This is a genomic window from Clostridium sp. UBA6640, assembly GCF_002455975.1.
Classification (GTDB): domain Bacteria; phylum Bacillota; class Clostridia; order Clostridiales; family Clostridiaceae; genus Clostridium_J.
In genome coordinates this window covers 1-12,019 of sequence record NZ_DKLM01000098.1, presented here as the reverse complement: position 1 = coordinate 12,019, position 12,019 = coordinate 1, and the positions used below count along the sequence as shown (strand labels likewise).

Annotated in this window: 12 protein-coding genes, 1 pseudogene and 1 other annotated feature; of the genes and pseudogenes, 8 read left to right on the top strand and 5 right to left on the bottom strand. The window is 27.4% G+C overall.

Annotated features, from left to right (window positions below):
• Positions 1-74 precede the first annotated feature (74 nt).
• Positions 75-215 (bottom strand): hypothetical protein, encoded by a 141-nt coding sequence (locus B2W91_RS10750; protein ID WP_291580673.1) that lies wholly within the window; start codon positions 213-215, stop codon positions 75-77.
• Positions 216-360: 145 nt separating this feature from the next.
• Here B2W91_RS10750 and B2W91_RS10745 point away from each other — a divergent pair, with 145 nt between their 5' ends.
• The gene (locus B2W91_RS10745; protein ID WP_291580671.1) at positions 361-870 is read left to right on the top strand and encodes a GNAT family N-acetyltransferase; all 510 of its coding nucleotides are present in this window, start codon (positions 361-363) and stop codon (positions 868-870) included.
• A 180-nt stretch (positions 871-1,050) separates the two neighbouring features.
• On the opposite strand, the gene B2W91_RS10740 is transcribed toward B2W91_RS10745, so the two are convergent.
• Positions 1,051-2,805, bottom strand: a complete 1,755-nt coding sequence (locus tag B2W91_RS10740) for a DUF4153 domain-containing protein (RefSeq protein WP_291580669.1) — start codon at positions 2,803-2,805, stop codon at positions 1,051-1,053.
• A gap of 83 nt (positions 2,806-2,888) precedes the next feature.
• Positions 2,889-3,512: a sporulation membrane protein YtaF gene (ytaF, locus tag B2W91_RS10735; protein ID WP_291580668.1), complete on the bottom strand. Its 624-nt coding sequence runs from the start codon at positions 3,510-3,512 to the stop codon at positions 2,889-2,891.
• A gap of 331 nt (positions 3,513-3,843) precedes the next feature.
• Here ytaF and B2W91_RS21050 point away from each other — a divergent pair.
• Positions 3,844-3,900 (top strand): annotated as a pseudogene (locus B2W91_RS21050) (hypothetical protein); the annotation flags it as partial.
• 45 nt (positions 3,901-3,945) lie between these two features.
• Complete coding sequence (locus B2W91_RS10730; RefSeq protein ID WP_291580667.1) at positions 3,946-4,434, top strand: YkvA family protein; 489 nt, start codon at positions 3,946-3,948, stop codon at positions 4,432-4,434.
• Between the two features lie 251 nt (positions 4,435-4,685).
• Here the strand turns inward: B2W91_RS10730 and B2W91_RS10725 are convergent, their stop codons facing one another.
• A complete protein-coding gene (locus B2W91_RS10725; protein WP_291580666.1) occupies positions 4,686-5,540 on the bottom strand; it encodes a TraX family protein in 855 nt (284 codons plus the stop codon).
• Positions 5,541-6,089: 549 nt separating this feature from the next.
• On the opposite strand from B2W91_RS10725, the gene B2W91_RS10720 reads away from it, so the two are divergent.
• Positions 6,090-6,611 (top strand): peroxiredoxin, encoded by a 522-nt coding sequence (locus tag B2W91_RS10720; RefSeq protein ID WP_291580665.1) that lies wholly within the window; start codon positions 6,090-6,092, stop codon positions 6,609-6,611.
• 358 nt (positions 6,612-6,969) lie between these two features.
• Here the strand turns inward: B2W91_RS10720 and B2W91_RS10715 are convergent, their stop codons facing one another.
• Complete coding sequence (locus tag B2W91_RS10715; protein ID WP_291580664.1) at positions 6,970-7,488, bottom strand: L,D-transpeptidase; 519 nt, start codon at positions 7,486-7,488, stop codon at positions 6,970-6,972.
• Between the two features lie 199 nt (positions 7,489-7,687).
• On the opposite strand from B2W91_RS10715, the gene B2W91_RS10710 reads away from it, so the two are divergent.
• The 4 genes from B2W91_RS10710 (at position 7,688) to B2W91_RS10695 (ending at position 11,553) form a co-directional block, all read left to right on the top strand.
• Positions 7,688-8,437: an ABC transporter ATP-binding protein gene (locus B2W91_RS10710; protein WP_291580663.1), complete on the top strand. Its 750-nt coding sequence runs from the start codon at positions 7,688-7,690 to the stop codon at positions 8,435-8,437.
• Positions 8,427-9,230: an ABC transporter permease gene (locus tag B2W91_RS10705; RefSeq protein ID WP_291580662.1), complete on the top strand. Its 804-nt coding sequence runs from the start codon at positions 8,427-8,429 to the stop codon at positions 9,228-9,230. Before B2W91_RS10710 ends, B2W91_RS10705 begins: the two co-directional genes overlap by 11 nt.
• Positions 9,231-9,312: 82 nt before the next feature.
• Complete coding sequence (locus tag B2W91_RS10700) at positions 9,313-10,338, top strand: ABC transporter substrate-binding protein (protein ID WP_291580661.1); 1,026 nt, start codon at positions 9,313-9,315, stop codon at positions 10,336-10,338.
• A 1,056-nt stretch (positions 10,339-11,394) separates the two neighbouring features.
• On the top strand, positions 11,395-11,553 hold the full coding sequence (locus B2W91_RS10695; RefSeq protein WP_291580659.1) for a hypothetical protein: 159 nt from the start codon (positions 11,395-11,397) through the stop codon (positions 11,551-11,553).
• Between the two features lie 139 nt (positions 11,554-11,692).
• Positions 11,693-11,921 (top strand) — a binding site (T-box leader).
• The last annotated feature ends 98 nt before the right edge of the window (positions 11,922-12,019 follow it).

Here is a 12,019-nt window from a genome sequence, read left to right as displayed (position 1 = left end):
TCTTTAATGAAACGTCCCCATAAAGGCTGGACTTTTTCTGCAAATATAATATAATTACTTATAAGAATACGATTTTAAATGTCTTGAATGCTACCTTCTGCAATAATTATGCTCCATATTCTAATGCTATATATCACTAATAATTGTGTTTTTACCGCTAAAAATAGAAGTATATGTCGAATATGAAGAAAAGGTAAGGAATAATCCTTTTTCAATCAGTATTCTCCTGTAACCCTATTTACAAGATTTGATTTAAATGGGTGAGGATGGTACACTTTCAAGGTAATTGATTTTACACCTATTATTGGGCATAGTTATGTCTATAGTAGGCTTTTATTATTTTTAGGGGGAAAATTACTAATGAAAGATAATACGGTAAAATTACGCCAAGAAGTGTTTACATCTGATGCTTGGAAAATTATTGATTGGTTAGAGGATGATCAAATAATAAAATACTTAAATGAAAGACAAAATGTTGGAAATAGCATTAGAGAAACAATATATAGAGTTAATATGCCTATTCTTACTCCTTTATTTAATCAATATGGGAGCTTTTTTATGATAACAAGAGATGAAAAAGAACCAATTGGTTTTCTAAGGCTTGTACCTAAGGGTCAGATAGCAGAGATGGTTATAGTGATTGGAGATAAGGAAGAGTGGGGAAAAGGTTTAGGAGCTAATGCAATTAAAGAAGGCTTGAAACAAGCATTTTTTGAATGGAGAGTTGATGAGGTAATTGCAAAAATCAACTTTAAAAATGAACGCTCCAAAAGAGTATTTAAAAAAGTAGGTTTTATAAAAGATAAGGAGCTAACAAAAGAGATACAATACGCTATTTCTATAGAGCAATTTTTAAAATTGGCTGCATAATTGTAAAGGGAGGTTATAATAAACTTCTTTACAATGCTTCAAATTTTTCCATAGATAAGGCATCTAAAATAAAATATGCTGGAGTATAAACTTTAAAATTTTTTATTATGAAATAAACCCAGCAAATATTTGTTTGCTGGGTTTCAACATTAGATTTTTATAATTTATCTTATATCTAAATTATTTAAGTTTCACAAATATATATAATTCATTTCCATGACTTTTAAGTTTGCCTGTTGAAATGTCTTTATTGCCTGAAATGCTAGAAAAGGAAATTTTTATTTTCATTTTCTCATTTTCATCTTCAAAGATCATATCTTTTGAATCAATTTCTTCACTGTTATTAGTTATGCCATATTTATCAGTAAGTTTTTGATAAAAGTCATTAAGATCTTTTGAATATATTTCATTTCCATTATCATATACTTTTAATATATTTGAATCAGAATCAAATTCAATATTCAATGGATACTCTGAATAAGAATTTGGAATAATCATTCTTGAATCAAAGAAATAATCATAATCTTTTATTTCTAATGGGGTACTATTTCTGTAATCAGTATAATAGTAATAGGAAATTAAATTATTATATTCATTTCCTGATTGTTCATAAGAAAATCCAAAAGTCTTATTCATATTTTCAAGATTAAAGTTTTTTGGAAGATACTTTACATCATTAAGACTATGCTTGCTTTTAAAATAACTAAGTATATTGCTTATCTGATTTTTATCTTCAGTTGATATGTTGTCATTAGGAGTTATTTTACCCTCTGATATCATAGAATTTTTGTTAAGTATATTAATAAATCTTTTATTTTGACTATATTTTGAAATTGAATAGCTACTAATTGGTCCAAAACCAGAGATAAATATAATTATTGCCAGGGACATAGGTAGTAGGATATTTTTCAAGTTTTTACAGAATGAAAAATATATCATAGCTAAAAATACCCATAGCCCAAGAATTACAACATAGTATCTATTTTCAGTAACCCCATATTCATTTATTCTTATTCCAATTGAGAAAAACATCATAACAATGAGAGGAATAAGAACGTTTGGAAAAATTCTCATAAAAGTTTTTGCCCAAGAATTATTTTCAATAAACGGATAAATAAAAAATAAAACTGCAGCAGTTATAACTGAATACCAAAGCACAAGATGGGATACTAATCCTTCAGGCCAATTCCAAGTTATTATTATCTTAATAAAATATATATACAGTATAGCTGTATATATAGTGATTAGTGGCATTATGATATATAAAATAAGTATCTTTAAAAGCTTTGGATAATCCTTTAAAGTAAAAGTTTTATTCTTATATGGAACTCCAGCGAGAAAAAAGCATGGAGCAAACACAAGAGAAACTATAAGCCAAGCATAATAATAAATTTGATATTTAACATTTACTCCAAGAAGTTTATTTACTGTAAATAAAATTGCACATAAGCCTAGATATAACACAATTGAATATATAACCGTAGTAAAAAAGTTTGTAAAAATCTTTATAACATAGAGCTCAAAACTACTTTCTTTATGTATATGTGGTATGAAAAGAAAGGCTAGATAGAGTATTAATATTGTAGAAAAATACCATATCGTTGAAATTGTATTGAAATCACCAGCTAAGAATAAATAGCAAAAAATAAGAGCAATAGCTCCACCTATATATGTTAAAAAAAGATTTGTTTTCTTATATTCACTAAATTTTTCAAAGAAAAGTTTTATACATAAAAATAGCGGAACTCCAAGCGAAAAAACTCTAACTACTCTCATAAGAGTTTCACTTATCTCAGAATTCATACCATATCCTAGCTCAGAAATATAAATTAATATAAAAGCACATAATGAAGACAGGATAATAGATATTGGAAATCTTTTTAAGCTATTTTTAATCTCTAATAACATATTTTCTATAAATTGTTTAAAGTTCATATTAATTACCTCCTTTCTTTAATTATATACTAAAATAATTGAAAAGTCCTCCACATAATGGGAGGATTCTTTGATTATAAAATTTATGCAAGTTTCATGAAGGCTAAAATAATCAATATTAGCCCGCTTAGCCAAGAAAGATTTAAGTTTACTTTTTCAACGAATTTTCTGCCTAAGTAACATCCAAGTAAAACTGCAATCATATCAGAAATTAATGAAAATAGTACTACCTGAATATAGTTTATATTTGCTAAACCACTTCCAAAACCTACTGCTATTCCGTCGAGTCCTAAAGCAATAGCAAGATAAAAAGCTTCACCTGGGCTAAGGGTTCTAGAATTATCCATATCGGCTTTAGTATTATCAACATATACATCTAATATAAAATTTATATCTAATAATTTAAATTTTATATTTTTTCTATTAGTAGACTTTTTCTTTAAATAGGTTTTAATGACTCCTTCTAAAAAACGGCTTACACCTAATACCATTAAAATTGTAAAGCATATTCCAATTGATAAACTTTCAGGTAAAAAGTCTTTTATTACTGAACCTAAGAAAAGGGATATAGCCAAAAGTGTAGAGCAAACAAAATTGATAACTGTTACTGAAGTAAAGGGAATCTTAATTTTATTTGTTCCATATCCAAAACTAGCAACAAAGGCATCCATACATAATGATGTAACTAATAATATTGATTCTAACATAGATATATCCTCCTATTGTTATATTCTCAATATACATAGTAGTGAAAATTTATAAAAAAGTGCTATTAAAGCAAAAAAATGTTGATAAAAATGCAACAGTTAAATAAAAGAGAATATGCTACATATAATGTAATATGAGAAATTATATGTTTATACATTTTTAAAAATAAAAATACAGTGTGTAGCTAACTTAAAGTATCTTAATAGTTGTTCTCTAGATAATTTATAGGAGGGATATCCTTGAATGAAAATAAAAAGGAGCTTGGAATAGGAAGAATAATTAAACCTATTTTAGAGGAAAAATCTCTTTCAATTCGGAAGTTGAGCANNGATTACAGGCATAGATACATCAACTATTTCTAGAATTCTTAATGGAAAGCAGCAAGCTAATATTAAACATTTAGGAAAATTGTCTAAAGCATTAGGAATTCCATTGGAAAATTTACTAATAGCTTCAGGATACGATTTAAATAATGTAAAAGAGAAAAAGCAATTTAAATATAGTTATAATAATAAAATTGATGATATAGAGGATATATTTAATTTCTCTAATTTTTTAGAAGATAATTATATAAATGAACAAATTGAAGGTGAATTAGATAAATATGAGCAATATGTTTTAACACCAGAAGGCAGTTCAATGGTCCACAATAATTTTAGTGAAAAAATAAAAAATGTTGGTGAAACTGGAGCATTTGTTGATAAGTTAAAAGAAATGTATAGATTATTTTGCTCTGATAATATAACTACTAAAGAACTTATAATACTTGGAAGTGGACTGCTTTACTTCATTATCTCAACAGATATTATTCCAGATTTTATCTTTCCAATAGGATTTTTAGATGATGTTATAGCTATAAAAATAGTCCTTAATAAATTTTCTCAATTATCAGCAGGAGAAGAGAGGAATAGCTATAATTAATTCACAGTTAACCATTATAGAAACTTCTCTCTTCCACAATGGAGAAGTTTCTATAATGGAGAATTGGAGAACTATTGATATTTCTCGTTTATAAGAGAGTTTTGAATTTATTTTTGAAGCAACACAATTATTTTTATCAAAAAATATATTGAAGAAATTAATTCGTAAAGAATNNTTCATACTTAATTCTTAATTTCCGTAGATTCTCCATTGATATACCTGTGTGCCAGCGCGGGAGAACTAACATCAAATCATCTTTTCATAAAAAATCCTATTATATAGAGTATCCATATATGTATAGGATAGAAAGCATAAAATAAATATTTTATATCACTACCTTTTTTTCCATTATAGGAAAAGAAGAATGGTATGGAAAATATCATCATCCATTGTATATTTTCTACGAATAATCCATTATAGCTAAAATTACTGCCCATAAATAATAATGAAAATATAGAATAAAATAAAACTAAAGAAAGTTTTTTATCCCTAAAGTGATAGAAAATAAATGTAAGTATAGGACCTAAAGTAGAACCTTCCGTAAACAATGATAAAAATAGTATTGTCACTATGGATAAAGAAGTTAAAGAGTTATTATTTTCTTTATTACGTATTTCAATAAAATTTAATAATACTATAGAAAATGCCATAGATAAAAAAATATTATTGTTAACTCCTCTAACATCAGTGAAGAAAATAGAAAATATTATAGGGGCTAAGAGCATTATAACTCCACAGAAAATTATTCTAAACATATTTTTAGAAGGAGTTTTATATGCAATATAAGTTGATATCAGCACTGCAGCTGTAATTATAATACCAATTAAATATATATTTACGTCTCCATTAGTTATTCCAGAAGGAAAAATAGTGGTTATTAACATGTTACCAGATGCCATTATTCCAGATGCAACAAAAAGTCTTTTCGCATAATTATATTTGCTTCTTGTATGAAAATACCCATCTATTAATAAAAAGAAAAATGTAGGTGCTACTAATCTTCCTATGTAGTGAAACCATAAAGGGGTATTGGGTACAAAGCTTGCTATATGGTCAAGTAACATAAAAAAAATCATTATAAGTTTTAATTGAAATCTATTAAGCATAATTGAACCTCCTTTAAGTTGTATTTTATAAGTTTTAATATAGATCTTTTATATTACTTAGTTCACAATGCAAAATTCACAGTTATGGAGATTTCTCAGCAAAAACTTAGAAATTTTAAATTAATTAGCTGTAGCGGCGAACAGTGTTCACCATAGAATAACTAGCAATTGCATTGCTAGTTAAAAATCCATTAAAGAAAGTTAGTTTGATAAAAATTAATTTCCCTATCAATTATAAATTGTGAATTATTTTAAGTTGTGAATTGGAATATTTAAGGACGCAACTACATAATAGTTGTATGTTAATTTTTAAGATAGTTTATTTATGGTAATAAATTATAATACATAGATAACTAAATTCTAATATATGTAAGTTATAAAGTAAATATTTCCAAAGCATATAGTATAAAAATTAATTACTTAAATCAATAATAATTGTTATTTGATATTGATAATTGTTTTCATATGATATATAATGGAATCATAAAAGGTATATAAAACACAAAATGAGAAAAAATAAGGTAATTAGAATTTGAGGAGGAGAAATGTATGGAAAGATTAGTAGGGAAAAGGGCACCAGATTTTAAGATGAATTCAGTTAGTGGTGATGGAAGTGATTTTAAGGAGATAAAATTATCAGATTACAATGGTAAATGGCTGGTTATGTTTTTTTACCCATTAGATTTTACTTTTGTATGTCCAACAGAAATTACAGGATTCAGTAAGAGAGCTAATGAATTCAAAGCAATGGGTGCAGAGTTATTATCAGTAAGTGTTGACTCAGAATATTCACATCAAGCATGGATAAAAAATGGCCTTGGAGAAATCAATTTTCCTATGGCTTCAGATATGACAAAACAAGTTTCAAAAGACTATGGTACACTTGTTGAAGAGCAAGGAATTTCTTTAAGAGGATTATTTATAATTGATCCAAGTGGAGAAGTTAAGTATTCAGTTGTACATGATTTAAATGTTGGTAGAAGTGCTGATGAAACATTGAGAGTATTAAAAGCACTTAAATCAGGAGGACTTTGTCCAATAGATTGGCAAGAAGGAGATGAACTTCTATAGTCAATCTTTATCCACATATTAAATAGACGTTTTAAAAATTAAATAGCATTTATATAAATTAAAGGATGCATGTATATTAGGTTATACATGCATTATTTTTATTCTATAGGAATTTATAAAAAGTTAAATCTGCGGATAATTTTAAACAATACATAACCTTAAGTAATGCACAGCTCGCAATTCACAATTGAGGAGGAAATTATTTTTACTAGCAATGTAATTGCTAGTTATGTGGCGAACACTGCTCGCCGCTACAAAATCAATTGAGAAATATCCATAATTGTGAATTGTGCATTGTGAACTGTGAATTATAAAAGGGAGTTCAATGAACTCTTTTTTTCATATATCTTAGTAATTACTAAGATATATGAATAGCTGTGTCTTCTGGTATGTTATCATATATCCATTTAGCATTTTGTAGAGCTAGACGTACACATCCATTAGAAATAGCCATTCCGAGCCTTCCATCTCTTATAGAACCATCAAGGTTATATAAAATTGAATGAAAGAGGTAATTGCCTTTTATTTGCGTGTAATATCTAGCTATATATCCATGACTAGCACCAAAAGAAAGTCCTTTAATTCCAACGGTGAAATCTCCTTTAGGGGTAGGGGTAGATGGCTTTCCAATTGAGCATAAGTAACTTTTGATAAGTTTCCAGTTGTTCTTTGATCCTTCAAATATATTGACTTTAAAATTTTTAGTATCTACCCAAATGAAATAATTAGTGCTACTAGCAAAATCATTTTCATTTACAAAATCTGTAGCTGTAGATATATAGTTAGGATCTTTTCTCAAAGCATCATTTAACGCTGTTACTTTATACTTAATCAGACGATAAGGTCTACGTAATAAGTCTTTTACTGTATCTTTCATTATCTTCTCCTATAAAATACTGACTTAGGCATCTGAAATAAAATAATAGACCAAAGATGCCTTACTTCTATTATATAAAGAATATAGTAAATATTTCACATTATGTTATAGCAAATTATGTCATTTTTAATAATATAGTATAAGGATAATTATGCAAATTTTATTTATTTGCCCAAGTATTGTATTGGGAGGTGGATTAATGTCGGCTATTGTAAAAGTTAATAATGTTAATATGAGTTTTTATACTTTAGAAGGAGAGCTTCAAGTTCTTAAGGATTTAAATTTTTCTGTAGAAGAGGGTAAAATTTTAGCACTTTTAGGTCCATCAGGTTGCGGGAAATCTACAATGCTAAATATTTTGAGTAATCTTTTAAAGCCAACCTCTGGAGAGGCTCAGATCAATGGGAAGATTGGTTATATGTTTCAAAGAGATCATCTTTTAGAGTGGAGAACTATAATGGACAATATAACTATTGGTCTTGAAATACAAAAAAAACTTAATGATGGAGCTAGAAAAAAAATAGAAGATCTTTTAAAAATTTATGGACTTTGGGAATTTAGAAACAGGTATCCCAAAGAGCTATCTGGTGGAATGAGGCAAAGAGTTGCATTGATTAGAACCCTTTCTGTTGATCCAGATATTTTACTTTTAGATGAACCTTTTTCAGCATTAGATTACCAAACTAGACTTTTAGTTAGTGACGATATTTATAAAATTATAAAAAATGAGAAAAAAACCACTATACTTGTTACTCACGATATATCTGAAGCTATATCAATGGCTGATTTTGTGGTGGTTTTATCAAAGAGGCCATCAACTATAAAAGGCATATATGATATTAATCTTACAATTAATGAAGAAAAAACTCCTTTATCTGCACGGAAGGCCCCAGAATTTAAGGATTATTTTAATCTTTTATGGAAGGAGTTAGATATTTATGAAAAATAATTCTTTAACCCCATATGAAAATTTTTTAAGGAAAAGAAAAAGAGAAAAACGAATGATTTTATTTTGGCAAATATTTATTCTTGTAGTACTTTTAGGATTGTGGGAAATTTTAGCGAGAGTTAATGTTATAGATACTTTTCTATTTAGTAAGCCATCAGATATACATGTACTATTCATGGACTATATGAGGAATGGAGAATTATTTAAACATATAGGCATATCTGTATGGGAAACTGTATTAGGATTTACTATAGGAACTATTTTAGGAATTTTAATAGCTATAATGCTTTGGTGGTCTAAAACTGCTTCTAAAATTCTAGATCCTTATTTGGTTGTTTTAAATGCTCTACCTAAAACTGCACTAGCTCCAATTCTCATTGTTTGGGCAGGAGCAGGAATTAAGGGAATAGTTGTAATAGCAATAACAATATCAGTAGTTACAACAATTTTATCTGCATACAACTATTTTATAAATGCAGATGAAGAAAAAATTAAAATGCTGCAAAGCTTTGGAGCCACTAAAGGACAAATTCTAAGAAAATTTATACTTCCTTCAAATATAGGTAACATCATAAATATAGTAAAGATAAATATAGGTATGTCTTGGGTAGGGGTTATTGTTGGTGAATTTTTAGTATCTAGATATGGTATAGGCTATTTAATAGTATACGGTGGACAAGTGTTTAAATTAGATTTAGTTATGATGGGTGTTGTTGTTTTAGCAATTTGTGCATTAGTTATGTATCAAATTGTTAATGTGATAGAAAAGCTTTATAGGGAGAAAAGAAATTGAGGTAAATCTTAAACTTAGAAATAGAAAAAAATAAATAATAAGATATTTTTTTATATAAAAATTTTATTGTGGTGGTGAATTTATGAGTAAAATAAAAAAAATAGCATCAATCTTAGCTTGTGTATCAATAGTTGGAGTAATTTTAGGCGGCTGTTCTAAAAAGGATGATTTGGTTAAGATAAAAGTTGCAGAAGTTACTCACTCTATATTCTATGCTCCTCAATATGTAGCCATTAATGAAGGGTTCTTTAAGGATGAGGGGCTAAACGTAGAGCTTATAGCAGCTCAAGGAGCAGATAAGACTATGGCTGCTCTTGTTTCAGAAGAAGTACAAATAGGACTTATGGGACCAGAGGCTTCAATTTATGTTCATAATAAAGGAAGTAAAAACTATGCTATAAACTTTGCTCAAGTTACTAAAAGAGATGGAAGTTTTTTAGTTGCTAGGGAAGCCCATGAGAATTTTAAAATGGATGACTTAAAAGGAAAAGAACTACTTGGTGGAAGAAAAGGCGGTATGCCTGAAATGAGCTTAGAATATGCAATAAAGAACGCAGGATTAACTATAGGTGAAAATGTTAAATCAGGAGAAGTAAATGTAAGAACAGATATACAATTTAATGTAATGGGTGGAGCATTTAGTGCGGGAGAAGCAGATTATGTAACCTTATTTGAGCCATTGGCTACAGCTATGGAAAAACAAGATAAAGGTTATATAGTAGCATCTATAGGAGAATTATCAGGAGAAATTCCATTTACAGCATATTCTGTAACCAACACATATATGGAAAAGAATCCTGAAATGATTCAAAAGTTCACAAATGCTCTATATAAAGGACAGTTATATGTTCAAAATCATAGTTCTGAAGATATAGCTAAATCCATACAGCCATTCTTTACTGATATTAAAATGGAAGATTTAGTAGTGGTAATTGAAAGATACAAGAAAATAGATGCTTGGTGTGAAAATCCAATATTAAAAGAAGAAGGCTTAAATAGATTAATGGATGTGATGGAACTTGCAGGAGAACTGGATAAAAGAGCACCATATGATGAAATAGTAACTACTAAATATGCAGAGAAAGCTATAAATAATATTGTAAAATAAATTTTCAACTGAAATCTCCTTGTGTTTTACATAGGGGGATTTTTTTCAATAATTTTAGGTATAATTAAATTACTGAAGTTTAAAATAGCGAGCATTATGAAAAATAATCTAAAAGCAATCATAAGAATGAATGTTTTCATTTGTTTATTTTTGCCTAATCATTTAAGTGTTAAAAATAAATAGCAAGAATACTTCCAATTGATAATATTTTCAATAAGGTATATAATTATATTGTAAAAATATACAAATTAGTATTAATATATATTTTCTTGTTATTAATGGAAGGGTGATATATATGTTTTCAAATGAAAATCCTAAATATAAAAGTAAATATCGTAATTTTATTATATTATTTATTATTGTTCAGCATTTAATAGGATCAATAAAACAACACTTTCACCCAGAGGATAGTATTAGATTTTACTTTGAGATTGAAAATATAATATCTACATTTTTGTTAATCATTTTATATTTTATGGAAGTAAGGCAACAAAGAAAATTCAATATCCAAAATAAGAATTTGATCCAACAAAATTGTACAAAGCGACAATTTTCATTCAGTATATTAATAGAAATTTTTATTTTAGCAAGTCTAATTTATAATATCTATAAAGTATTTTCTATTTTTATTTAATGATAAATAAAATGAACAAATTTTAAAAAATATCTAGGTGACTTTATAGCTTAGGGTGTATATAAATTTGAAAGGATTAGTTTATTATGAGTAATAAATTTTTACATGAATTGCAAGAAGATATTTTAAATGAAAAATCACTTTATATATTATATGAATTTGTTTTTATTTTATCTTTTCTTATTACAGTTGAAAATATAAAATTATTTATTGATATATTTAGATTTAGTTTATCTGGGATAGCACTAGTATTTTTAGTTTTAATTTATTTCAAATGTAAAGACTCTAGAAATCAAAAGGAGAATAAAAAAATTATTAATCATATAATTTTTTTTATTGTGTTAAGCTTTGTATGTATATGTGCACTTATAAAAAATTTAATATAAAAAATTAAGGTTATATTTTAGAACGGTGTTGAAATTATGCAGATACTTAAGGGAAGTTTGGTTACTTCCCTTAATGTATTTCTTGCAGTTCGGAATAATATAACACCCTATGTTATATCTGGTCAAGAAGGAGAGAAAAAGACAGATTATTATAAGGTTTTGTATGATGAAGTTTTTTATGTAGAAATAAAATAATTGCATTAAAAAATATTGACTTAATACTAAAAGTAGGGGAATACTAACAAATATAGGTTTACAAAAATAATTTTCAAAGATATAATTAAACAAGGCGTCTAACTAGTATTTTTAAAGATGCCTAAGAGTAAATTTAAATAGTTTTGCGTTGAAGGAGAAGAGTACATAGATGCAGATTTTAAAGAGAGCCAAGGATGGTGGAAACTTGGTAAATTAAGCTATGGAAGGAAGCTCTGGAGTTATTAGTTGAAAGAAATTTTTGGAGTAAGCTAATGGGATTCTTCCCTTAAAGAGAAACGAGTGGGTTAATTGTACTAATAATTAACCAATGTAGGTGGTACCACGGAAGTATGTCTTTCGTCCTAAGTTTTAGGATGAAGGACTTTTTTTATTTAATTCACAATTGTGAACTAAATCCACCTCTGGGGAACAGTAGTGAAGCCCTTTAGGGTTCCCCTGAGGTGCA